At 40.0% G+C, this 22,651-nt stretch carries 23 protein-coding genes; 13 read left to right on the top strand and 10 right to left on the bottom strand.

Features of this window, described 5'->3' with window-relative positions; all coding sequences use genetic code 11:
• Positions 1–298: 298 nt before the first annotated feature.
• Entirely contained in the window at positions 299–1,174 is an 876-nt protein-coding gene (locus LA313_RS15680) for a hypothetical protein (protein ID WP_228916684.1), read from the bottom strand.
• 273 nt (positions 1,175–1,447) lie between these two features.
• Between LA313_RS15680 and LA313_RS15675 the strand changes: the two genes are divergently transcribed.
• From LA313_RS15675 to LA313_RS15640, 8 genes are all read left to right on the top strand, one after another.
• Positions 1,448–1,588 (top strand): type I restriction-modification system subunit M N-terminal domain-containing protein, encoded by a 141-nt coding sequence (locus LA313_RS15675; protein ID WP_228916683.1) that lies wholly within the window; start codon positions 1,448–1,450, stop codon positions 1,586–1,588.
• Between the two features lie 112 nt (positions 1,589–1,700).
• Positions 1,701–2,345: a hypothetical protein gene (locus LA313_RS15670; RefSeq protein WP_228916681.1), complete on the top strand. Its 645-nt coding sequence runs from the start codon at positions 1,701–1,703 to the stop codon at positions 2,343–2,345.
• Positions 2,346–2,532: 187 nt separating this feature from the next.
• Positions 2,533–3,270, top strand: a complete 738-nt coding sequence (locus tag LA313_RS15665) for a carboxypeptidase-like regulatory domain-containing protein (protein WP_228916679.1) — start codon at positions 2,533–2,535, stop codon at positions 3,268–3,270.
• 196 nt (positions 3,271–3,466) lie between these two features.
• Complete coding sequence (locus LA313_RS15660; protein WP_228916677.1) at positions 3,467–4,825, top strand: Kelch repeat-containing protein; 1,359 nt, start codon at positions 3,467–3,469, stop codon at positions 4,823–4,825.
• A 295-nt stretch (positions 4,826–5,120) separates the two neighbouring features.
• Positions 5,121–5,672, top strand: coding sequence for a hypothetical protein (locus LA313_RS15655; protein ID WP_228916675.1), 552 nt, complete (start codon positions 5,121–5,123; stop codon positions 5,670–5,672).
• 254 nt (positions 5,673–5,926) lie between these two features.
• Entirely contained in the window at positions 5,927–6,682 is a 756-nt protein-coding gene (locus tag LA313_RS15650; protein WP_228916673.1) for a LytR/AlgR family response regulator transcription factor, read from the top strand.
• Positions 6,683–6,832: 150 nt separating this feature from the next.
• Positions 6,833–7,462, top strand: coding sequence for a hemerythrin domain-containing protein (locus LA313_RS15645; RefSeq protein WP_333473568.1), 630 nt, complete (start codon positions 6,833–6,835; stop codon positions 7,460–7,462).
• Entirely contained in the window at positions 7,459–7,911 is a 453-nt protein-coding gene (locus LA313_RS15640) for a hemerythrin domain-containing protein (RefSeq protein WP_228916671.1), read from the top strand. Before LA313_RS15645 ends, LA313_RS15640 begins: the two co-directional genes overlap by 4 nt.
• A 27-nt stretch (positions 7,912–7,938) precedes the next feature.
• Here LA313_RS15640 and LA313_RS15635 read toward each other — a convergent pair whose 3' ends face one another.
• Positions 7,939–8,283, bottom strand: a complete 345-nt coding sequence (locus LA313_RS15635) for a hypothetical protein (RefSeq protein ID WP_228916669.1) — start codon at positions 8,281–8,283, stop codon at positions 7,939–7,941.
• A gap of 221 nt (positions 8,284–8,504) precedes the next feature.
• Between LA313_RS15635 and trhA the strand changes: the two genes are divergently transcribed.
• Both trhA and LA313_RS15625 read left to right on the top strand, forming a co-directional pair.
• Positions 8,505–9,155 (top strand): PAQR family membrane homeostasis protein TrhA, encoded by a 651-nt coding sequence (gene trhA, locus LA313_RS15630; protein WP_228916667.1) that lies wholly within the window; start codon positions 8,505–8,507, stop codon positions 9,153–9,155.
• Between the two features lie 77 nt (positions 9,156–9,232).
• Positions 9,233–9,520: a DUF202 domain-containing protein gene (locus tag LA313_RS15625; RefSeq protein ID WP_228916664.1), complete on the top strand. Its 288-nt coding sequence runs from the start codon at positions 9,233–9,235 to the stop codon at positions 9,518–9,520.
• 126 nt (positions 9,521–9,646) lie between these two features.
• Here the strand turns inward: LA313_RS15625 and LA313_RS15620 are convergent, their stop codons facing one another.
• From LA313_RS15620 to LA313_RS15600, 5 genes are all read right to left on the bottom strand, one after another.
• Complete coding sequence (locus LA313_RS15620) at positions 9,647–10,378, bottom strand: PepSY domain-containing protein (RefSeq protein WP_228916663.1); 732 nt, start codon at positions 10,376–10,378, stop codon at positions 9,647–9,649.
• A 58-nt stretch (positions 10,379–10,436) separates the two neighbouring features.
• Positions 10,437–11,966, bottom strand: a complete 1,530-nt coding sequence (nadB, locus tag LA313_RS15615; protein ID WP_228916662.1) for an L-aspartate oxidase — start codon at positions 11,964–11,966, stop codon at positions 10,437–10,439.
• 2 nt (positions 11,967–11,968) lie between these two features.
• The gene (gene nadA, locus LA313_RS15610; RefSeq protein ID WP_228916660.1) at positions 11,969–12,916 is read right to left on the bottom strand and encodes a quinolinate synthase NadA; all 948 of its coding nucleotides are present in this window, start codon (positions 12,914–12,916) and stop codon (positions 11,969–11,971) included.
• 20 nt (positions 12,917–12,936) lie between these two features.
• Positions 12,937–13,371: an RrF2 family transcriptional regulator gene (locus tag LA313_RS15605; RefSeq protein ID WP_228916658.1), complete on the bottom strand. Its 435-nt coding sequence runs from the start codon at positions 13,369–13,371 to the stop codon at positions 12,937–12,939.
• A gap of 293 nt (positions 13,372–13,664) precedes the next feature.
• Positions 13,665–14,129, bottom strand: a complete 465-nt coding sequence (locus tag LA313_RS15600; RefSeq protein ID WP_228916656.1) for a hypothetical protein — start codon at positions 14,127–14,129, stop codon at positions 13,665–13,667.
• Positions 14,130–14,263: 134 nt separating this feature from the next.
• On the opposite strand from LA313_RS15600, the gene LA313_RS15595 reads away from it, so the two are divergent.
• A complete protein-coding gene (locus LA313_RS15595) occupies positions 14,264–15,733 on the top strand; it encodes an SLC13 family permease (protein WP_228916655.1) in 1,470 nt (489 codons plus the stop codon).
• A 118-nt stretch (positions 15,734–15,851) separates the two neighbouring features.
• Here LA313_RS15595 and LA313_RS15590 read toward each other — a convergent pair whose 3' ends face one another.
• The 3 genes from LA313_RS15590 to LA313_RS15580 form a co-directional block, all read right to left on the bottom strand.
• Positions 15,852–16,418: a cupin domain-containing protein gene (locus tag LA313_RS15590; RefSeq protein WP_228916653.1), complete on the bottom strand. Its 567-nt coding sequence runs from the start codon at positions 16,416–16,418 to the stop codon at positions 15,852–15,854.
• 40 nt (positions 16,419–16,458) lie between these two features.
• Complete coding sequence (locus LA313_RS15585; protein WP_228916651.1) at positions 16,459–17,766, bottom strand: rhodanese-like domain-containing protein; 1,308 nt, start codon at positions 17,764–17,766, stop codon at positions 16,459–16,461.
• Positions 17,767–17,910: 144 nt separating this feature from the next.
• Positions 17,911–18,321 carry a hypothetical protein gene (locus LA313_RS15580; RefSeq protein ID WP_228916650.1) on the bottom strand — a complete coding sequence of 137 codons (411 nt, stop codon included), beginning with the start codon at positions 18,319–18,321 and terminating at the stop codon, positions 17,911–17,913.
• A gap of 247 nt (positions 18,322–18,568) precedes the next feature.
• On the opposite strand from LA313_RS15580, the gene serA reads away from it, so the two are divergent.
• Together serA and LA313_RS15570 are read left to right on the top strand one after the other, a co-directional pair.
• Positions 18,569–20,461 carry a phosphoglycerate dehydrogenase gene (gene serA, locus LA313_RS15575; RefSeq protein WP_228916648.1) on the top strand — a complete coding sequence of 631 codons (1,893 nt, stop codon included), beginning with the start codon at positions 18,569–18,571 and terminating at the stop codon, positions 20,459–20,461.
• A 309-nt stretch (positions 20,462–20,770) separates the two neighbouring features.
• Positions 20,771–22,570: a nitronate monooxygenase family protein gene (locus LA313_RS15570; RefSeq protein WP_228916646.1), complete on the top strand. Its 1,800-nt coding sequence runs from the start codon at positions 20,771–20,773 to the stop codon at positions 22,568–22,570.
• The last annotated feature ends 81 nt before the right edge of the window (positions 22,571–22,651 follow it).

Genomic DNA, 22,651 nt, shown 5'->3' with positions numbered 1-22,651 from the left:
CGGCAGAGCTTTTGTATTTCCAGCGCCGGATGTAATTGGGATTCTATACCCTTCGGGTAAAATTCAAATTACAAGCACCAAATTCCTATAGGACAAACAAGAAAAGCTGAGGACGATAGTCGGCAGAGCTTTTGTATTTCCAGCGCCGGATGTAATTGGGATTCTATACCCTTCGGGTAAAATTCAAATTACAAGCACCAAATTCCAATATGAAACAGGTTTTTTTAAGTCTTGGTTCTTGGCTCTGGAAGTGGAGCGGTCGCAAGTAAGAATTGTACTGTACTTCCTTAAAAAGCACCTAACTCCAACAATCTTTTTTCTTCACGTTTTTGATCATCAGGAAAGCGCTCAATATGGTAATAATATTTATGGATGGAATAATAAATATCGCCGGAACAACATTTACGTCAGCCATAGCCATAGCAATAACTTTGGCAGTAAGTGCTGTCATCAAAACAGATAGAAAAATTATATAGATAGTCCCATAACTAAAACCAAAAGGATCCTTCTTCATTAAAAGATAGCCTAGAATAAAACTTATGGGCAATAACAACCCAAGATCCAGGCCTTGAACAATTAAAGTAGTAAAGTGGTTTAAGTCCGGTGGATAAATAGAACCATCCAGCAACGGAGGAATAATAATACTTAACCATAAAAATTCAATAATAACTGAATTCAGGATCAAAAACCAGCCAACAAATTTGTGGGGTGTGTTTGCCGTAAAAACTTCCGTGACATCATATTGATTAAGCCGATCTACGGTAAGAAAGAAAGCAAAAAATGTAAGTCCGAGTAAAACAACATAAGAAAGGAACATAATATTATACATTCCCATGGTAAGGTAAAATAAGTAAGTGACCAAAAAATAACCTAATGTGCCCGCCAATATGAAGTGAGCCTGAATGGATTTTTTTCTGAAGCCCATCAACGAGATCAACAACAATGGAATGGCCAAAAATAATGTCACATAATCCTGGGCAATACCTTGTATGGCAACATCTGCAGGCATGTGTTGATAGATTCCCTTACCGAATATTTGGATAGTTTGTCCACGAATCGATTTATGTTCAAATGGTCCCGGACCATTGTCAGAAAAAATTCCGAATCCGGAAGCAACCACTGAAATAACAGCGATAAAAAAGACAAGGAGGGAAATAATTTTATTTTTTCCCATATAACCTATGCTTTAGTAGGAAATTAAGAGTCCCTGAAAATTAGTCATATTTTATCATTTTTGAAAGATAAAGATTTAGGTATCAGGATCGAAGGTTTAGACCAGGACTTAGCCCGGAGATAACTGCCTGTGAATTTTTTATAAATTAAAATCGGCTTAACCTGCGGAAAGATGGAATACACACTTCGTTGTGTTAAAAATATTAACTAACTTTCCCCTTCAGTTTCTTCCCTACAGGATTCTGTTTTCCATAAGCACCATATTTTCCCCAAAATGGCAAAAGCAGACATTGATTTTGAACAAGAACTTTGGGATGCGGCGAACGAATTGCGCGGCGCGGTATCCGAGATTAACAATAAAAACTACATCCTTCCCCTTATTTTCGTAAAGCACCTTACCGAATGGCATTTTTGAGTACCATAAAAACTTACTGGAAATGAAAAATTGGGAAAACATGGATTTTAAGCTGTTGTGCAATGTTTTTGCATGACATAATCTATAGAAACAAAACCCTTTAATTCAAATAATGAAAAATTATTTCTTCGCTTTATTACTTTTTACAAGTTTTTATTCCTACTCCCAAAGTCCCTCTGACCTTTTTAATATAGGAAAAGGTATTTCCCAAAGTTCAAGTCAGGATCGATTAGAAAAACGCTGGTTTTCCAATATTGAAGTGGAATTTGGAGTAAATAATGAAGTCAGGTATGACTATTCCCTATATGATAACAATGGAAAGCCTTTAGGAGGAAGTAGTGCCGAATTAGAAAATAAAGTTTCCTATGGCATATTATATAACATTAACTATCCCATTTTAAATAAGCTGAGCATAGGTGCTGTAGGTGGTTTTCAACACCAGGTTCAGCAAAATATTTCGGCATTAAAAATTGGGGGTATTCTCAGGTATCATTTTGTTAATTACGAAAGCGTAAATATAAATTTGATGACTGCTTATAATATTGCTTTAAGCGACAATATAGAGAGTGAGATGGCAAATGTGCGTCTTGGGCTTCAATTCCCCATCGCAAGAACAGATACCTTCAATTGGAATTTGAACGTATTTGGAGACTATAATTACTACATCTACAACGAGCCCATATTAAATGAAAATAATGAAAGATCGGATAATATCCTGTTCAGATCTTATGGAGTAAGCTTAGGTATTCAGTTCTAGAAAGGTAAAAGACATAGTATAATTCTATCAAAAACAAATGCTTGATCCTGGTGCGAATCGCACTTTTTTATACGGGATGTGGTGCGTAAACTAAAACAAGAATATGAAAAAAACCATTTACACTTTTATCCTATTTCAGTTCATAAGCCTTTTGACCTTTTCCCAGGAAATTGTCATGAGTGGATTGTTGATCGATTCTGAAACAAATAATCCGGTTGAATTTGCAAACATTGGCGTAATCAATAAAAATAAAGGCACCGTTTCTGATCCCGACGGAAAATTCAGGATCAAGTTTCCCCAAGGGTTTGCAGGTGACAGTCTCACAATTAGTCACGTGATATATAAAACCGCAAAAATTCCGATTAAAAATTCTAAGAACCTGGTTATTACACTTCAACCAAATGAAAATCAATTATCTGAGGTTGTTGTTACAAACAAAAAGAAGAAGAAAAGAAAAATTGGGGTTAAAAGCTATAATCCATTGTTATGGGTGAGTACAGTCTCAGATGAAATGGACATTATCGAAAGTTCAAAACAAATTAATATTCCAAATAATAAAACCGTTAGGGTGAAGGATGTAAATTTTTATTTAAGACGGGGATTTGGAACGGATAGTGCTTTTGTAAGAATTAACTTTTATAAAGACCTTGACGGTTCTCCGGGTGAAAAAATAGTATTTGGGAATATTATACAACGTAAGCAAGTAGAGCAGGGTTGGGTAAATATTAATCTTGAAAAACATGCGGTTTATCTTGATGAAGATTTCTTTGTTGGCGTCGAAATTATTCCGGATTTCAAAAACCCACGGGAAATTTACATGGGAGCTATTCTTACCAAAGGAAAAGGTTTTATGAGAACAAGTAGTCTTGGAAAATGGGAAAAAGTGAATGGGGCACAATCAATTAATGTAGAAGTAGAATATTAAAAGTTTGTCGGCAAATACTATTTGATTCTCGGGGATAAAACAAACCCGTTCATTAGAAAATTAAAAAATGACCCAATTGAGCCTCAATGAAAGAAGTATCCCCGGACTCAGATTAGTAGCAAATACTAATTCTTATCCCGCTATTAAAAATTTCTGGCCTGGATCTCTGTGTTATCTTTTGAGGAACCTGTATTGCATGTCTACATTGAGATTAAGTATATTACTCACAGTTTTGTGCTTCAGTAGCATCTCTTCTTCTCAAACGCTGCACGGGGAAGTAAAGGATATTACTACTAGAGGGCCGTTGAGGGATGTCCATATAACCTCTTCAGCCATTAAAAAGAACACAATTTCCGGAGAAGAAGGCCAATTCAGAATAGAACTAAAAGAGGTTTTTACGTGGACCGATAGCATTTCCTTCTCCTATATAGGTTACGCTACTCTTGTTCTAAGTCTGGCTGAATTAGAAAGAGCCGGAAATGAAGTTTATCTCATGCCTCTAGTGGATCAATTATCTGAGGTTAATTTAGATCCTAAGAGACAGCTCAGCAAGACCTTAAAATTCTCTGTGGTAGCTCCACTTAAAAAAGGGGTGTATTCTTTTGGTTCAACAGCCGTGGGAAACAAAATTTTTGTAGTCGCAGGGGATGCCTCGGTTGTTGAGGAACCAATGAAAGAAGCAATGGTGACGACCTTAGGGGAAACAAGCCTTTCAAACATTTTGAGTACAGCACGGGCAAATTTTTCTTCCCCTCAATATTCGGAGGAGATACAGGTTTATAATGCGGTAACTGATGAATGGACAGTTTCTCCTATCAAAGTAAATAAGAGAGCCGGACATAACGCAGTGCTACATGAAAACAAAATATATGTGTTGGGTGGAAAACATCTTAATCAATCTGGCCAGAAGGTCCTACTTTCCTCAGAAATAGAGGTGATTGATTTACATAAGGATACATTACTGGTGGATCGTGTTTATCCTCATCAAGCTTCCGGTGCTGCTGCAGTCATTCATGGTGATGATCTCCTGGTGTTGGGAGGCTCCACCCGCTTAAACAGAAAGAGAAAAAAAATCTTTACAGATGAAGTGCATCTTTTTAACTTTCAAACAGGACTTTGGTTTGAAGCAGGAAAGGTGCCCAAGGGAAAAGAAATTAAAGCAGTTAATATTCAAGGCACAATCTTTATTATTGGTGGGAGTGATGGAAGCGTAGTTAATGTTATTGAGTCCTTAAACCTGGCTACAGGTAAATATAAAACTGAAGCTAAGTTGCAGCATCGTTTTGATCATCCAGCGGTAGTTTCTAACGGAAATGTGATTTATATATACGAAAGAGGAAAATTCCATACCATTGATGTGGCAAGGAGAGAGATGAAAACCTATGGAATTGATCTTCAGGTTGAAGAACCGAATCTCCATATTTGGAATAATAAATTATTCGTTATAGGTGGTTATAAAGGCCAACTTTACACTAAAACTCCTGTTGCTGAGTGCTTCAAGATATCTCTTGAAGAGTTTAAGCAAACTGAAGTGAAGGAAAAAGTTCATTTCTAATAATTAACGTCAGTATAAAGAAAGGTTTCTAAAAAAAGAGATTTTTCTAAACTTTCTTACGTCAGATCAGATTACCTGTTTTTGTTGCGGCCATTTGAGGAGCTGTGTGCTTTTTAGCTGCAATGGCAGAATCAAAATCTAGAATCCATATGCATAAAATGGCTCCCGGTTACTACTTTCGGGCTATTGATATCACAACTATAAAAAGGGCTGCCATCTAGTGTAAATTTGAAGGAAATTTTGACAGGCTGAGGTAAAACTCAGGTTTCAAAAATCACTAATTAAAGCTGTTATTATGAGAAAATTTTTTGTTTCCCTTTTGATCTTATTGTGGGCAGGAATTGGCAATGCTCAATTTACTGAACTTAAAGAAGCCCGTGTAGGGTTTGATCCTGTTTTACCTGAAATTACGGTAGATGGGGAGAATTATATCTTTAAAATAGAAGAAAAATATAACGGAGAATTTGAAAAAGATCCTGTTGCTTTTCTTGATAAGTACTGCAATATAGAAGCCTTTATTGATCTTGTGCAGGATGGAAAAACAGTGGAATACCAGGTAGAGGTTAAGAGTACAAAAGGCAGGATGAAGGCTAAATATTGTAAAGAAGGAAATTTGCAAAGAGTTTCTTACAGGCTGAAAAATGTTTTGCTTCCTGCCAGTTTGCAGAGAGACATATACAGCAAATATAAAGGTTGGAACATGACCAGAAATATTCATATTGCAAGAGGAATAGATGGGGATGTACAGAAAGAGTACTTTAAAATTCGCCTGGAGCAGGGGGATAAGGTGCAGAAATTAAAAATCGATGTAGATGAAATAAAACCAATAGAAATTACGAGCTTGTAAAAGTTGATAGTTGAGGCTCGTTTTAGGACTGTCAAAAAAGAAATTCATTTTGCACTGAACAGGTGCAGGGTCTCCAAATTACCGGAGAGGAAGGGGGATGAATAAATTTTTTGACAGTCTTTTATATTTCACGGAATCTTGAATATAGGGGCCAAAAAGAGAAATTTTTTATACTCTTTTTGTTTCCTTTTCTTATTTAATTGGGGCTAAAAAATGTAAATTTGAGGAAGAAATAAGTAATTAAGCTTCGGCCTTTGAAAGCTTTAATAATAGACGATGAAGCCCTCGCACGAAAGCGGGTGATCAACCTTCTAAACAAGGTTCCGGAAATTGAGGTTTTGGGAGAATGCGCCAGTGGAAAAATTGCAGTCGAACAAATCAATTCCCTCAACCCCGACCTTATCTTCCTGGATCTTGAAATGAAAGACATGGATGGTTTTGAGGTCCTTGAAAAGATCGAAATTTCTCCCCGTCCCGCAATTGTTTTTCTCACAGCACACAACCCCGATGCTTCCAGAGTTTTTGATGCCAACGTCTGTGATCTTCTTTTAAAACCATTTAAAGAGGAACGTTTCTACAAAACAGTTTCTAAAGTACTCAACACTGTTCTGCACGAAGAGCTTGATATTGATAGCAAGATCCAGAACCTGTTAGGGTTTTACACAAACCGTTCTACCGGAACCATTTTTAAGATCCCGGTGAAACAGGGAAATAAAACAATCCTGGTTGATCCGCGGGATATTCTTTACATCATCTCCTCTGGCTGTTATGCCGAGATCTATACTCACAGTAAAAAATACTTACTTAGGGAATCCTTATGTGCCCTGGATGAAATTCTCGATCCAAATTTGTTCTTCAGGATACATCGATCGGCTATTGTGAACCTGGATCACGTGAAGGAGCTGGTGCATTCTGAATATGGTGAAATTGACGCAAAGATGGCCGACGGCCGACTCCTGCATACAAGTAAAGCTCAAAAAAAACCTTTTTTGGAGAAACTTGGAATCTGAAGGGATCAGGGTTCATGAACATTCTTCCTTCTGTTGTTCTATTTCCAATTTCATTTTAAGATTTTCCATTTTTCATCCCTCTCAATTATGACCGACCTCATAAGATTCGGGAATTAATTTGAGCATCTTTGTCCTGTTAGCCGATATTTTATGGAAGAAAAGGATCAAATAAAACCTACTGAAGCTGCTTCCGAAGTAAGAAAAGAACCGGTGAAGCTTTGCAATATTTGTGGCGAGCTAAGGAATAATCCACTGGGGAAGAAGAATCTGGACGAAAAAAGAATAATGGAAAAGAAGAAACCGATAAAACGAAATGAGGCCCTGAAGCCTTTAAGTCGTGAACATCATCACGGCCTGTTGTTGTGCTGGAAAATAAGACAGGGAATAAAGATGCAGGTTGAGCCTAAGCGTATTAAAAGCTATACCGACTGGTTCAAAAACAAGTATCTCTATCCACATTTTGAAGCCGAAGAAAAGTTTGTTTTTCCTGTTTTAGGAGATGAAAATCCATTTGTAAAAAAAGCTCTTGCCGAACACCGGAGGCTCAAGAGACTATTCGACCAGCAGTCAGAAATTCTTAAGGCGTTGAGCCTTATAGAGGAGGAGCTTGAAAAGCACATAAGATTTGAGGAACGTGTGGTGTTCAACGAGGTGCAACAGGCGGCTACTCCCGGGCAGTTTGAAGAGATCGAGAAGAAACATCACGCCATTGCTTTCTCAGATGACACCTGGGATGATAAATTTTGGATTATTAAAAGGGGAGTAAAAACAGAAGTATGACAGCAACATCTTTGGTTTTAGAGCCTTTGTCCCTGGAACACCGGCAGGCGCTTCAGCTTTGTAATAATATAAGAAAAGGTCTCAATAAGAATATTGAAAAAGAGAGAATAAGGAACTACACCAACTGGTTTAAGAATAACTATTTAGACCCTCATTTTCAGCTGGAAGAGCAGTATATATTTCCGCTTTTGGGAAACAATGTGAGAGTCAAAAGAGCATTGGCAAATCACCGGCGAATTAATAAACTACTTAGTTGCGACTGCGACAATGAAAAGGTTTTAAACTTGCTTGAAGAAGAACTGGGCACGTATATAAGATTCGAAGAGCGTGTACTTTATAAAGAGCTCGCGAAGAGTGTAAAACCGGAAGATCTTATCATGATCCAAGAAAATCATGAAAAAATAAGTTTTAATCAGGATGACTGGAAAGATAAATTCTGGATCTCTTAGATCCTAAAATTCAATTGCAGTTCAATATTAACGCAGAAGCCTTCGGGTAATAAAGTTGTTTTTTTGGAAATAGCTGCTGTGAGCTGCCCCAAGATTCAATACGGTAGTGTAGAAACCTCCCAGAATAAATAAAATGTGGTAAGCCGTGGCTGAATAAAACGAAGCCAGCAGGTATACCAATACTGTCGTTAGAAGAAGGGTGCAGAAGAAAGAGATCCATGCATCATGATCCATCTTCAACATCTTGAACATTAAACGAAGCAGCGGATTCTTTTCCTCATAAGAAACAACCGGGCCATTTGATGAAATGTAAGACACTAAAAATTTTGAGGCAATAATTTCAAAAGCAACCAGGGCTAGTAACAGATCCATATGGTATAAGTAGGTGAAACTGAACGAGCTAAATTAAAATAAAAATTTTATCCTGCAAGTTTAATTGATGTTTATTTTGCTGTTCAGCTATAAAAATGGTCTTTCGTCGATCAAAGAATAATGGGATTACATCTTTGGTTGGAAAATTCTCATAAGGTTGTGTCCGTGAATTTTGAAAAAGCTGATTTATAGGTTTATTTTTACAGGAAGAATACGAACAAATGAAGAAGCCGTTAAAGATCAGGTCTTACTCTCCCAAAGAAGAACTCCTGAATGTAATTACTCACGGGGCAGGCCTTGTTCTAAGTGTACTGGGATTGTTTTTATTAATCTTTAAAGCCCTTGAATTTGATAGCAGGAGATTATTGCTCAGTTTTCTCATTTTTGGCAGCTCTCTTATATTATTGTATCTGGCTTCCACCCTTTATCACAGTACAAGGGACCGAAGAAAAAGGTTCAGTTTTAAGATTTTCGATCACATTGCGATTTTTATACTTATTGCCGGCACCTATACGCCATTCGCACTCGTGACACTGCAGGGCCGTACCGGCTGGATCATTCTTGGAGTAGTGTGGGGTATTGCCCTTTTTGGAACGATCCTGAAGCTCTTCTTTACCGGAAGGTTCAAGATCCTCTCAACACTTCTCTACGTAGGAATGGGCTGGGTCATTATTTTTGCTATAAAACCTTTAATGGAAAATCTCTCTTCCCAGGGGCTGCTTTGGCTTTTAGGAGGTGGACTGGCCTATACTATAGGTGCAATCCTCTATAGCATAAGCAGAATAAACTATAACCATGCGATCTTTCACTTCTTTGTATTGCTGGGAAGTTACTGCCACTATATGGCAATTTACAATCACGTAAGTCCTTAACGCAGATCTGAAGTTTTTAATTATCTCACTTAAATCTCTACCTTTATTCAAAGTAATTATAAAGTCCGGGGAATAAATTGAAACAAACAAAACAAACAAAAGTCAGGGAAGATCTCATCACGCGGGACTGGTTGGCCATTGACCGTACCCGTATGGCAAATGAACGTACCTTTCTGGCTTATTTCCGGACATTTATAGTGGTGCTGGGTTCGGGAGTGGCTATACTTCGGGTTGAGGTTCTGCAAGACATGTTTGATCTTGGGATCTTTCTTCTCATTGTTGCTCCAATTGTGCTGCTAATTGGCCTCCTAAGATTTATTTATGTGAAGAGGCATATCAAAAAATATTATAGGGAGAACGTATAACTAAATATTAATGGGTAGAAAGCTGCAGCCCCGTTGGGTGTAGAATTGCAAAATTGAGCAGGAAACCTGAATTATTGAATTGGTTATCCTGAATCCGTAAGGGGGAAATTGACCAGAAAATAAACTTTACTGAAATCTCTTTTTCTTCCCTGTCTTACCAAAAATCTTCATCATGGTAGGAGAGGAGATGAACCATAAAACAAAACCGCTTAATACCGTGATCAATCCAAGAAGAGAAAAAGCCCGAAGAATAGTTGTATTGAAATCATCTCTTGTTTCATAATCCATGGTGTGGGTCATCCACAGGAAATCAAACCAGCGCCAATCCCTGTGTCGTACAGACCTGAAGGTGCCGTCAACCGCAGATACATAAGCTTTTATATTTTCGCTTCCTGCATAAGAAATTACAAAGGCCGGAAGTCGACCGCCCCTGTATTCATGGTGTTCCCCGGTTGAAGTGATCCTCTCAATACCCGAGATCTCCAGTGTATCGAGCATGTTCTTATCTGCAATTTTGATTGCTTCCTCCCGGGATATTTCCTGTTTTTGATTTCCGCTGCGGGCATGCACTAAGGTTTCTTCATTGACCCAGTAATATGGTTCCCCTGCAACTTCTTTTAACTGAAGGGAATTGATCTGTACTTGGGGAATCACTTCAGAAATACCTTTTAAATTAGTAAAAGAAGCAGGATGTACATGGCTTTTCCGAAAGTGGTCGCCATGGATCTCGTCGATATCTGTCCAGCTAAAATACATTCCGCTTATGGTCCACATTAGAAACTGGATTCCGAGAAAGATTCCGAGGTAACGATGGGCTTTACGAAATTTAGAAGCAGTTTTTCGTTTTACAAAAGGCATCTTTTGGTCTAAGATTTTTACAAGTATAATTCTTTTGCTTCAGCTAAATATATATACTTTAAAAAGTTTCAGAAGGAATTCCCTTTTTTGGGAGGGATTGATCTATTGCATCGTTGAGGATCAACATCGCCGTTTGAACCATATTCCTGAGCTCAAAAAATGCCACCGTGCCCGAATTAAATTGCGGGTAATCTTCAAGCATGTCCTGTAAATATTGCAGTTGTTCAAGAGCTTCAGATTTTGTCCTTTTTGAAACCGAATGTAAAAGATCGTAATCCATGATCTCATTAAGCCGCATGCGAAGACTGACAATGATCTCGTCATCGGCTTCAGCTTCACAGTTAAGGAGCACCTTTTGTTGATGAAGTTGCGGTGGCGGAATAAGATCCAGTTCCTGTAAAACGACTTTGGAAGCCTCATGTGAATAAACCAGTGCCTCCAGAAGAGAGTTTGATGCCAATCTATTTGCTCCGTGAAGGCCGGTATGTGCGCACTCTCCCGAAGCATACAGCTGCTTTACCGAGGTTCGCGCCTGTTGATCTACCTCGATACCCCCGCACTGATAATGAGCAGCGGGTACAACCGGAATAAGATCTGTTGCCAGGTCAAGACCTATGGAATTGCAGTAGGAAATGATGGTTGGAAACTTTTTGCTGAAATCATGGAGATCAAGATGACGGCAGTCAAGGTAGACATGTTTCTCGCCCCAGAATTTCATTTCCTTAACTATGGCTTCTGAAACCACATCCCGGGTAGCAAGTTCCCCGCGGGAATCGGTTTTAAAAAGGAACCTGTTGCCTTTGTGATTCACCACATATGCACCATAACCACGAACAGCTTCAGAAATGAGGAAAAGTGGATGTTTTCCTTCTTCGTACAATGCCGTTGGGTGAAACTGTATATAGTTCATGTTTTTCACCCTGGCCCCGGCACGCCATGCCATAGCTATACCATCCCCCGTGGCTACAGAAGGATTTGTAGTGTTGCCAAACACCATCCCACTGCCTCCACTTGCCAAAAAGGTGATTTTTGAAGTGAAATTTATTTTTTGACTTGTTTCTTTGTCCAGGGCGGTGATCCCGATACAACTGTTTTTTTGCTTATTCACCAAAAGCTCTGTTACAAAATAATGATCGTAAAAGTGGATATTGGGATAAGATTTTGAATGGGAGATTAACTTCCGTTGAATTTCCAGTCCGGTAAGATCCCGGTGGTGTACAATGCGATGCCGGCAATGTCCCCCCTCGAGGCCAAGTTTTAAAGTTCCATTTTTACCTGCGTCAAAAGAAGTGCCCCAGTCCATCAATTCCAGCAGTCGTTCGGGAGCCTGGGAAACAACCATTTCCACAACCTTAGGATCATTAAGGCCGCGCCCCGCTTTTATAGTGTCCTTTACGTGCAGTTCAAAACTATCCCTTAACCTATCCAGGACCACGGCAATTCCGCCCTGGGCCTGTGCCGTATTGGAAACCTCTTTTCTTTCTTTAGTGATCACCGATACTACTACATCGGGACGGGCCTTCGCTATTTTAATAGCAAAGGTCAAACCTGCCACTCCCGATCCTATTACCAGCACATCTGTTTTCATTCTTAAGAAAGTTTAAGCATACGTTCAATAGGTACAAGAGCCTTTTTCATTAGGTCTTTGGAAAGAATAATTTCCGGGTCTTCATTTTCCAGGCAATCATACAGCTTTTTAAGGGTATTCATTTTCATAAATGCACACTCGCTGCAGGCACAGGTATTGTCTTCTTTTGCAGGGGCCGGGATAAGGGTTTTCCATGGCACATCCTTTTGCATTTGGTGAAGGATTCCTGCTTCTGTAGCTACAATAAATGTGTTTTTTTCGCTGTTCTTCACATAATTGAGCATCCCCGATGTTGAACCAACGTAATTGGCTGCCTTTAAAATATGCGCTTCAGATTCGGGATGCGCAATGATCTGGGCTGTAGGATGCAGCTTATACAATTCCAGGAGTTTGTCCAGAGAAAATGCTTCGTGCACGATGCATGCACCATCCCACAGCAGCATCTTCCTGCCTGTTTTTTCCATGAGGTACCTGCCCAGATTCTTATCTGGCGCAAAGATGATTGGCTTGTCCCGGGGAATTGAATTTATGATCTTTTCGGCATTGGAAGAGGTGCATACAATGTCACTCAGGGTTTTAATTTCTGCCGAACAATTAATATAGGTGACCACCACATGATCGGGATACTGTTCTTTAAGTTTTTTAAATGCTTCCGGCGGACAACTGTCGGCAAGGGAGCAGCCGGCATTAAGATCGGGCAGAAGCACCTTTTTTGAGGGGTTTAGGATCTTTGCCGTTTCGGCCATAAAATGTACCCCCGCAAATACTATAATATCGGCAGAAGTTTGAGCAGCTTTTTTGGCAAGTTCCAGAGAATCGCCAATAAAATCGGCAACTTCCTGTATTTCCGGCTCCTGATAGTAATGAGCCAGGATCACTGCATTTTTTTCCTCTTTTAATCGTGTTACCTGTACTTGTGAAATTCTTTGAGGCAGGGTTGTCACTGTCATAAATTTTGGCTCTGATGGTTTTAGATCTTTAAAAAAGTATCTCCCGAAACAAGTCCGCTGGTGAGATCTCTAAGGCTGGTATTTTCTACAATTTCCTTTAGTCCATTTCTTACCGGTTTAAACCGGGAGTGAAAAGGGCAGGGATGGTTTTCGGAACAATCGTGAAGTCCAAGGCTGCAACGGGTATAAACCTTATCTCCGTCTATAGCGAGAACAATTTCTGAAATCTTGATTTTGGTCGCCATATCCTGCTTTACTTCGAAGCCGCCGTGAGCACCTTTGGTAGAAACAATAATGCCGCTTCGGCTTAACTTTTGAAGAGTTTTTGCAGTAAAGGCTTCCGGAGAATCTATTTCCCGCGCAATATCTTTAAGGCTGGCTCTTCTGCCTCTTTCAGATTCTGAAGCGATAAAAATAGCTGCCCTAATTGCATATTCACAGGCTTTTGAAAACATGAGCTTTATTATCAGGTTAAAGCACAAAATTAGAGACATAAATGTCTTTATTTTATGACCTGTGTCAGGAACTGCTCATTTTTTGAGAAAGGAAAAAATATAAGAGGCTGTTTGAAATCCTGTATTTACGTGAACCTGAAACTTCCAAAGCTTTAGAAATTTCATCTTTTAATTCTGAAGATCTAATTGTTAAAATTAAAAAATCACTCCTGAACTGAACAGGCAGGTGAAGTCAGAATAACGATTTAACAGCTTTTCAAACAGCCTCTGTAAAATAAAAATATACACTTTTTCTACATTTCCTCACCGGCAGTAGATTGTCGTACCATTTGTCGCATTTGCCTTGCAAAAGCTGTATCCCGTTGCATCATGGTGCTCATGTGCCGTAGCATTCTTTCCCGCATTTGAGGAGAAGATCTTATAATAGTATCGTTTTCCATACTTGCCATCATTCCCTGCATCATGGAATCCCGCATCTGTGGATTTCTTCTCATCATATTATGCATTCTTTCCCTGCCGTATAAACGGTTCATCATGGGACGGTTGTTGTCCATCCATTCCATTGATTTTCTGTTTTCTCTCAATTCGTTCATGAACTCGCCAAAAAGCTGTTCATCATTAAGTATCTGTTCATAGACATCTTCTCTTGCCTCTTGATTTTCTGAAAGATTTATTTGCTCATTATCTTCACAGGAGACAATTAAAAAAACAAGAAGAAGAAAGGGGAAGGCTGAAATTTTTGTAATACTGGTTTTCATATTTAAAAGGTTTTGGTTGGTAAGTAATTAATTCTAAGAAATGAATTCTGGCGCCTAAAGTCCTCAGGCTCTATGAAATTAGTATAAAAGATTGAAGTCCCGAATATTCTTAAGCTTTTCTTAACTTAGGTTAGATGAAAATTTCTGTAAAGCGTATAGCGATCTTTCTTGGTCCTTTGATTTACCTGGTACTTCAAAGCCTGGATCATCCTCAATCTATGCCTTCCCCCGCCTGGGATGTGCTATGTGTAACCCTGTGGATGGCTTTATGGTGGGTAACCGAAGCTGTCCCCATTGCGGTCACAGCCTTACTTCCCATTGTGCTTTTTCCGTTAACCGGTGCCTTATCTATAGGAGAGACAACTTCGGCATATGGCGATAAATTCGTATTTCTTTATTTAGGAGGTTTTTTACTGGCTATTGCTATCGAAAAATGGGAGTTACACCGGCGAATTGCACTTAATATTATTAAGCTAATTGGTACAGACCTTAAATTTATTATTCTTGGATTCATGGTTGCCACGGCTTTTTTATCCATGTGGATCTCAAATACCGCGACTTCTGTAATGATGCTGCCCATTGGTGCTGCGATCATCAGCCAGTTAAAGGACAATCCTGAAACAGAAAGAAATGAAAATGTCATTTTTGGAAAGGCGCTAATGCTCGCTATTGCATATAGTGCTTCTATTGGTGGTATAGCTACGCTTATAGGAACGCCACCAAACCTGGTTTTGGCAGGGATAGTTCAGAAGCTTTACGGGATTGAGATCACTTTCTTTGAATGGATCAAATTGGGCTTACCTATCTCTTTATTTCTTCTGGCCATTTGCTGGAAATATCTTACATCCCTTGCTTTCAATTTAAAAGGAATGAAACTTTCGGGTGGAAGGGAGGAAATTTCCCGCTTTCTCCTCGAACTGGGAAGCATAAGTAAACAGGAAAAAATTGTATTGACGGTTTTTGTGCTTACGGCACTGGGATGGATTACCCGTTCTTTCTTACTCCAACCATTCATGCCATTCATTGATGATACAATCATTGCTATTTCTGCCGGAATAGTTTTGTTTCTTCTGCCTTCGGGAAAAGAAAACGGGCGTATCCTCATTTGGGAGGATGCGGTGAAAATTCCATGGGGGATAATCATTCTCTTTGGAGGCGGGATGGCCCTGGCAAAAGGTTTTGGAGAAACCGGACTTGCGGTATGGATTGGAGAGAAATTGACCGATCTTGAAAACCTTCCCCTAATTCTATTGGTGCTGGTTTTGGTCGCAGCGGTTAACTTCCTGACCGAAGTAACTTCAAATTTAGCAACAACTGCCATGCTATTGCCAATTCTTGCACCTATGGCTCTGGCGATGAATATTCATCCTTACTTTTTACTGGTAGCGGCTACTCTCGCGGCATCCTGCGCTTTTATGCTGCCGGTCGCAACTCCGCCAAATGCGGTGGTTTTTGCGTCGGGACATTTACAGATAAAAGATATGGTGCGCGCAGGAGTTTGGATGAATATTTTCTCCATTTTGATCATTACCCTTATCATCTATTTTCTGCTTCCAATAATTTGGAACATCACTGTTGATGAAATCCCGGCCGTTTTTGAATAATTTATTAAACAGGACGTTTGTATTCGGAATCTAGAATAATGTATTTATTTATTCTTCCCCGTTCCAGAGGTGTAATAATTTAGTTTGAAAAGAAAGAATATCCCGGGCCCATCTTTTATTAATGACCATGCTCTTCTGCATATTCCTGAGCTTCTTTGTAGGTTCTATTAACCGTGCCTTCGGGATGGGAAGGGGGAGCATAAAGAACATACAATTTTAAAGGAGTGTCTCCTGTATTTTTTACAATATGCCAATAGCCTGCCGGAATTAATACGGCCCAGTCGTTCTTTAGATTCTTTTCCACATTGAGTTCATCCTTTTTTTCACCCATAAGCACCTGTGCCTGTCCCTGTTCAACCCGGATAAATTGGTCAAGATTATTATGGAGCTCTAAATCAATTTGCTCACCCGGCGCCAGGGACATAAAAACAAGTTGCATATACTCTCCGGTCCAGCTTACTTCCCGGTAGTTATCATTGTCCATAGTACTTTTCTCAATATCCAAAGCAAAAGGTTCTGCCTTTGGATGTACCTTTTCCGGAGTGGATTCCAAGGTTTGCCCTTGCTCTTTTGAATTGGCTGATTCCTGGCCTTGGCCTCCATTGCAGGACACCAGAAAAAGGGTGAGCAACAGGTTAAAAAGAAATAAATTTCTTACGTTGGGAGAAGTTTTTAAAGTTCTCATAATTAGAATTTTTTATGGAAGTTCCACCTAGAAACTCGCGTTAAGGGCTTTTGAAGCCTACTTCTTCTTCAGGCACCCCTGTTTCGTAAGGGTTTGTTGGGTCATTGCTCCATTCAAACCAGCCACCATCATATACAGAAACATTTGGCCAACCCAGCAGCCATGCATTGAACCAGGCTTCACTGCCACGCCATCCTGTTCCGCAGTAAAAAGCCAGGTGCTTATCGGGCGTTATGTCGTTCTGTTTCCAGTTTTCTATGATCTCATGAAATTCCCTGGTGGTGTGGTCTACATTTCTATAGTTTTCCATGTGATAGGCATCACTCCCGCAGTCGGCAAAAATAGCCCCGGGTATACGACCTTTTGCTTCGATATAATTATAACCGCTCACTTCGCCAATATATTCGGGGTAACTGCGTACACAAACCAGGTCGGCATCACCGGCAGCGATCATCTCTTTTGCCTCGGGCACATCTACAGCCAACTCCGGGTGGGTTGGGATTTTTGCTCCAAAATCCTGAACAGGTTGTTTCGGTACATCATCTTTACTTACCTCAAATCCTGCATCTTCCCAGGACTGGAACCCGCCGTTGAGTACCCTCACATCCTTGACCCCGGCGTACATCATGATAAACGCGTTTCTAATGGCTCCAATGTCTCCGGCAGCACTTCCCGGAAATTCATCATCATTATCGGGGAACATAAATTTTCCATAAAGAACAACTGTTGTATCGGCGGTGATCCCGTGCTCCTCCAGTGCTTTCTTCAATTCTTCGGGACTGCGGCGGTTCCAGGTTTTCGGAGACTCCAGGGCATTTGTGTCCATGTCAATAGCACCGGGAATATGTCCGCTTAAGTAGGCGTCCCTGTTGCGGTAGTGCGAGTGCACGACAACATATTTATCATTATCATATTCTGCCGGATTCTTTCCAGAGATCAGGTCCTTTACCCACTGTGCAGATACCAGCTGCCGGTATTTTGGAAGATAACTCATCGGCAAAGTTTCATCTGGAGCCCACTCGTCTAAAAAGAAGTTATAAACTGCTATTTTAGAGTACTCTGCTTTTTCAAAACTTTCGGCAACTTTTAGAGCTTCTTCGTGAGTGTATCCGTAGATGATGATCTCTTCGGATGGATCAATTTCCTTGTGCCTCACTATCTCGATCCAGTCCATATAGCCGGCCCATTTTGCCGGAAGGGATTTTGCGCCCTTAATATGTCCTCCCCGATGCTCATCGCGAAGTTTCCAGCCGTTGTAAGCATCTACAGGACGCACATCAATGATACGTGCTCCTTTTTTTTGTCTTTCTATAAGTTCCTGAGTGGTTACTTCCCTGAATTTTGTCATCTTTTCTCGAATAGTTTGGCAAAAAAAGAACTTCCGTAGAAGCTCTTTTTTATCATTTTTCCGAAGATAAGTAAAATCCGTTTTTTCTGAAGAAGCTCATGACTTAAGATATTCCTAAATCTTGCTGAAGCACTGTTTCTCCTTTTACAAACTTATTTCCCTTTTATAAGACCTATTATATTTTATTTCATTGTCATCCTCAGTGAGATGAACTTCAATGGTCATTGTCTTATAATCTTCAATGTCCCTGATTCCGTTTTCTATAGCTTTTTGTATTTCATCGGCCATTCGGGAGAAGGATAATCCATTGTCAGGTAATCTTGGGGCCCGGATTTCCACATGGATTGTGTTAAATTCCGTTCCATCAGATATTTCGGTGCGTGTCGATGTGAAAGTCACAGTTTCTGCAGGAATAACAGCGGCGACCTGGTTCTTTAAAGTCTCTTCTGTTACTGAATAATTAGGTTTAATAGAATAGGTTTCAGTTGTTGTTGTTACACATGCCGTTATTGAAATGAGGAGCAATAGCAAAGGAAATAAAGTTCTAATTTGCATGGTTGGATGGTTATTTTAAACCTGTTAGTGTGCGGCAATACTAATTCGTTACACTTGCAAAACTTTCCTTACAAGTTCTATTCTTGTGGAACGTTATAAGAACTTCAGTTTCTTCTGAAAAAAATTAAAAAAAAATAATTTTTAAAGGGATTATTTCAGGATATGTAAAATCTTATGGACTTGCTGAGGAAACCTTCGGCTTGTGCCCGAAAAAGCTTAGTTTTGGGTTCATTTCAACAACTTCAGCATGAACAACAACAGGCATTTTGTGATCGATTTTGACAGTACCTTCACACAGGTCGAAGCTCTTGATATTTTAGGAGAGATTTCTTTGGAAAATCATGAGGAAAGAAATGAACGGCTTCAAAGATTGTCTGATCTTACTAATAGCGGAATGGCCGGAGAACTTTCTTTCAGGGAATCCCTGGAACAGCGCCTGGCCCTGCTCAATGCTGAAGAACAACATTTGCCAAAACTGGTTGACAGGTTAAAAAGTAAGGTATCCACAAGTTTTATACGAAACAGGGAATTTTTTGAAGAAAACCACGAGAATATTTATATTATCTCCAACGGTTTTAAAGAGTTCATTGTACCCATTGTAAGGGAGTTTGGGATTAGAGAAGAAAATGTTTTTGCCAATACCTTCCTCACCGATGAAAATGGTAAACTGAATAATTTCGACACAGAAAATGTTCTTTCTTCCAACAACGGCAAGGTGGAAATGTTGAAAAGACTGGACCTGCAGGGAGATGTGTATGTGATAGGGGATGGGTATACAGATTATGAGATAAAGGCTGCCGGTCTTGCCAATAAATTTTACGCATTTACCGAAAATGTGGAACGTGGCAACGTCCTCGAAAAAGCCGATCATATCACTCCCAGCCTTGATGAATTCTTATATCTGCACAAGATGAATAAAGCAATTTCCTATCCCAAGAACCGTATTAAAGTTTTGCTCCTGGAAAATGTGCATGAAGATGCCGTGAAGATCATGAAAAATGAGGGCTATAACGTCACGACAATTTCGGGTGCTTTAGATGAGGATGAGCTGGCAGAGAAAATAAAAGATGTTTCTGTGCTGGGAATACGTTCTAAAACCCAGGTCACGAAAAAGGTGCTGGAGAATGCCAACAGGCTCATTGCAGTAGGAGCATTTTGCATTGGTACGAATCAAATTGACCTGGAGGAATGTCTTAAAAAGGGGATCGCAGTCTTTAATGCCCCTTTCAGCAATACGAGATCTGTAGTGGAACTCGCTATTGGAGAGATCATCTTTCTTATGCGCGGCTTGCCAGACAGGCTTGCAGAAATGCATGAAGGTAACTGGAATAAGTCGGCAAACGGAAGCAGGGAAGTCCGCGGAAAAAAACTTGGGATTGTGGGTTATGGGAATATTGGCTCCCAATTATCTGTAGTGGCCGAGGCTATTGGGTTTGACGTGTACTATTACGATCTTATGGAGAAGCTGGCTCTTGGAAATGCGACCAAGTGCAAAAGTTTGGAGGAACTGCTCAAGGTATCAGATATTGTGACCCTTCATGTGGACGGGCGCAAGGAGAATGAAAATCTTATTGGCGAGAATGAACTGCAACTCATGAAAGAAGGTTCGGTATTCATCAACCTTAGCCGGGGACATGTGGTGGATCTAAAAGCGCTGAGAAAATATCTTGAAAGCGGAAAGATACGTGGTGCAGGAGTAGATGTGTTCCCAAAGGAGCCAAAGACCAATGAAGAGCAGTTCGAATCTGAATTAAGAGGTGTCAAAAATGTCATTTTAACTCCGCATATTGGTGGGAGTACAGAAGAGGCACAAGTAAATATCGGAAATTTTGTTCCGGGGAAGATCATTGAATACATCAATACCGGAAGCACCACAAACAGCGTCAACTTTCCAAACCTGCAACTGCCTATACTCGAGAATGCGCATCGCCTTATCCATGTTCACCACAACAGGCCGGGTATTATCGCCCATATCAATAACGTGCTTTCAGATCATGATTGTAATATCGTTGGGCAATATCTTAAGACAAATGAGACCATTGGTTACGTGATCACAGATATTGATAAAGCTTACAATGAAGAAGTTATCCAGGAGATGAAGGGAATTGACGGAACAATAAGATTCAGAGTGCTCTATTAAAGGTTTAAAGTTCAAAGTTTAAGGTTTAAGGTTATTTGATTTAACGTAAATCTTACTTCGTAACTCTAACTTCCTACCCACTGCCCTCTAAGGGTTTAAAGTTCAAAGTTTAAGGTTCAAAATTGCAGGTTGAGGGTTGTTTGATTTGACCCTGCACTAAAATCCGTATTTCTCAATACTCAATACTCAATACTCAAATCTAACATCTCATATCTCATATCTCATATCTACCTCAAACCTGATCTAAATCATATTTAAGCTGCGGGAGGTTCTTCATCTTTGAGGTTTTGCCTTTAAAAACCTTTATTTATGACATATGATCTAACCCCGCACCGGTTTCACATCCCGGTAATGGGAATTGCCTTCACAATAGACACGCCAATTAAAGTTGCTTCCTACGGGATCACTTCGGCACTGTCTATTATTGAAGACAATCTCATTGAAATGATGAGGAAGCATTACTACCAGGAAAATAAGGAAACTTACGTTCCTATTGAAAAACACGAGGAGAATTATCGCGTGCGACGCATTACCGACTATCTTAATTTGGTGAACCGCAACGTGCAGACTAAGTTCGATAAACTCAAGGACTCGGCATTTGAAAAAGGGTCTGAGATCGTGAAGTACTTCGAAATGTTGCCCGAGGAGAGCGGACTCAAAGAAAAATATCATCAATTCCAGCAGGCGCATGGAGAAGCTAAGGCAGAATTGGAAACTTTTCTTCGGAAGCATATTCGTCCCGGCGGAATTGAAGTGAACATCATGACCAAGGTCGATAAGAACAACAAAGATAAATCGGGGGAAATCCTTCCTGAAGGATCTGATGCCCTGGGAGCGTTGAAAGCTTACGCTGAAAGTAATCTTGAGAATTCTGCTGTGATATTTTCTGCGGGAATGAATCCGAGGTTATTTAACTACCTCGAGAATTTCAGGGCATTTGATGCCCAGGCCTGGGGAGTTTTTAAGAAGAAAGTGATCATCAAAGTTAGCGACTACCGTTCGGCATTGATACAGGGGAAATACCTGGCCAAAAAAGGTATTTGGGTAAGTGAATTCAGAATTGAATCTGGATTGAACTGCGGCGGACATGCCTTTGCCACCCAGGGATATTTACTGGGACCGATCCTGGCAGAATTCAGAAATAAAAAAGATGAGTTAAGAAACGAGCTGTTCAGCCTTTATAATCCTGCGATAAAAGCAAAAGGAGAAAAAGGTTTTGAAGAGCCACATCCCGTGAATATTACTGTACAGGGTGGAATTGGGACTGCCGCAGAGCAAAAATTGCTTTACGGATATTATAATGTTGACGGCGCCGGTTGGGGAACTCCATTCCTGCTTTGTCCCGAAGCTACAACTGTAGATGATAACACTCTTGAATTGCTCGCAAAAAGTAAAGAGAACGATGTGGTGCTGAGCAAAGCTTCACCTCTGGGAGTGAGATTCAATTATCTTAAAGGAACCACTGCCGATAAGGAAAGACAGCAAAGAATTGACAAAGGAAAACCGGGAAGTCCATGTACCGAAAAATATCTTGTCTCAAATACCGAGTTCACTAAAGAACCTATTTGTACTGCTTCAAGAAAATATCAGAAATTAAAACTGGAGCAACTTGAAAATGCAGGACTACCGGAAAACGAATATCAACTGCAGGTAGATGACCTGCTAAGCAAAGAATGTTTGTGCATTGGGTTAAGTAACTCCGCCGGACTTAATTACAAGGTGCCAATCGTGGAAAAACTCGATGCGGTGACCATCTGCCCCGGGCCAAATATTGTAAACTTCAATAAGGTAGCCAGTTTGCAGGAAATGACAGATCATATTTATGGACGAAAGGAATTCTCTCAAAATGAGGATCGCCCACATATGTTCATTAAGGAGCTGCAGCTTTATGTGGATTACCTAAAAGAGGAGGTGCGTAATACTTTTAATCCCGGGCCAAGGGATATAAAAGGCTGGACCGGTTTCTGCAATAATCTATTGGAAGGGGTTTCACATTACAGGGATTTGTTGGAAAAGGAGCTTATAAAGAAAAAAGATGCTTTTGAACAAGGCTTGAGCAAAATGGAACACGCGGTACTGGAAATAAGGACCGGACTAAGTAATAACTAAAAAAAAATATCCCCTCTAAAAAGCTTTTTGGAGGGGATAATTTTTCATCTAATTTGAGAGTCAACTGGCAAAAAAGATCAT

The sequence above is a fragment of the Salinimicrobium sediminilitoris genome, from assembly GCF_020866905.1.
In the GTDB taxonomy this organism is placed as follows: Bacteria; Bacteroidota; Bacteroidia; order Flavobacteriales; family Flavobacteriaceae; genus Salinimicrobium; species Salinimicrobium sediminilitoris.
Note: the sequence above shows the minus strand (reverse complement) of the source record. Positions and strands in the feature narration are given on the sequence as shown.

Excerpts from the sequence above, each read along its gene's own strand:
- LA313_RS15680 (WP_228916684.1), bottom strand. The coding sequence starts at position 1,174 with ATGGGAAAAAATAAAATTATTTCCCTCCTTGTCTTTTTTATCGCTGTT.
- LA313_RS15675 (WP_228916683.1), top strand. The coding sequence starts at position 1,448 with ATGGCAAAAGCAGACATTGATTTTGAACAAGAACTTTGGGATGCGGCG.
- LA313_RS15670 (WP_228916681.1), top strand. The coding sequence starts at position 1,701 with ATGAAAAATTATTTCTTCGCTTTATTACTTTTTACAAGTTTTTATTCC.
- LA313_RS15660 (WP_228916677.1), top strand. The coding sequence starts at position 3,467 with ATGTCTACATTGAGATTAAGTATATTACTCACAGTTTTGTGCTTCAGT.
- LA313_RS15655 (WP_228916675.1), top strand. The coding sequence starts at position 5,121 with ATGAGAAAATTTTTTGTTTCCCTTTTGATCTTATTGTGGGCAGGAATT.
- LA313_RS15645 (WP_333473568.1), top strand. The coding sequence starts at position 6,833 with ATGGAAGAAAAGGATCAAATAAAACCTACTGAAGCTGCTTCCGAAGTA.
- LA313_RS15640 (WP_228916671.1), top strand. The coding sequence starts at position 7,459 with ATGACAGCAACATCTTTGGTTTTAGAGCCTTTGTCCCTGGAACACCGG.
- LA313_RS15635 (WP_228916669.1), bottom strand. The coding sequence starts at position 8,283 with ATGGATCTGTTACTAGCCCTGGTTGCTTTTGAAATTATTGCCTCAAAA.
- trhA (WP_228916667.1), top strand. The coding sequence starts at position 8,505 with ATGAAGAAGCCGTTAAAGATCAGGTCTTACTCTCCCAAAGAAGAACTC.
- LA313_RS15620 (WP_228916663.1), bottom strand. The coding sequence starts at position 10,378 with ATGCCTTTTGTAAAACGAAAAACTGCTTCTAAATTTCGTAAAGCCCAT.
- nadB (WP_228916662.1), bottom strand. The coding sequence starts at position 11,966 with ATGAAAACAGATGTGCTGGTAATAGGATCGGGAGTGGCAGGTTTGACC.
- nadA (WP_228916660.1), bottom strand. The coding sequence starts at position 12,916 with ATGACAGTGACAACCCTGCCTCAAAGAATTTCACAAGTACAGGTAACA.
- LA313_RS15605 (WP_228916658.1), bottom strand. The coding sequence starts at position 13,371 with ATGTTTTCAAAAGCCTGTGAATATGCAATTAGGGCAGCTATTTTTATC.
- LA313_RS15600 (WP_228916656.1), bottom strand. The coding sequence starts at position 14,129 with ATGAAAACCAGTATTACAAAAATTTCAGCCTTCCCCTTTCTTCTTCTT.
- LA313_RS15595 (WP_228916655.1), top strand. The coding sequence starts at position 14,264 with ATGAAAATTTCTGTAAAGCGTATAGCGATCTTTCTTGGTCCTTTGATT.
- LA313_RS15590 (WP_228916653.1), bottom strand. The coding sequence starts at position 16,418 with ATGAGAACTTTAAAAACTTCTCCCAACGTAAGAAATTTATTTCTTTTT.
- LA313_RS15585 (WP_228916651.1), bottom strand. The coding sequence starts at position 17,766 with ATGACAAAATTCAGGGAAGTAACCACTCAGGAACTTATAGAAAGACAA.
- LA313_RS15580 (WP_228916650.1), bottom strand. The coding sequence starts at position 18,321 with ATGCAAATTAGAACTTTATTTCCTTTGCTATTGCTCCTCATTTCAATA.
- serA (WP_228916648.1), top strand. The coding sequence starts at position 18,569 with ATGAACAACAACAGGCATTTTGTGATCGATTTTGACAGTACCTTCACA.
- LA313_RS15570 (WP_228916646.1), top strand. The coding sequence starts at position 20,771 with ATGACATATGATCTAACCCCGCACCGGTTTCACATCCCGGTAATGGGA.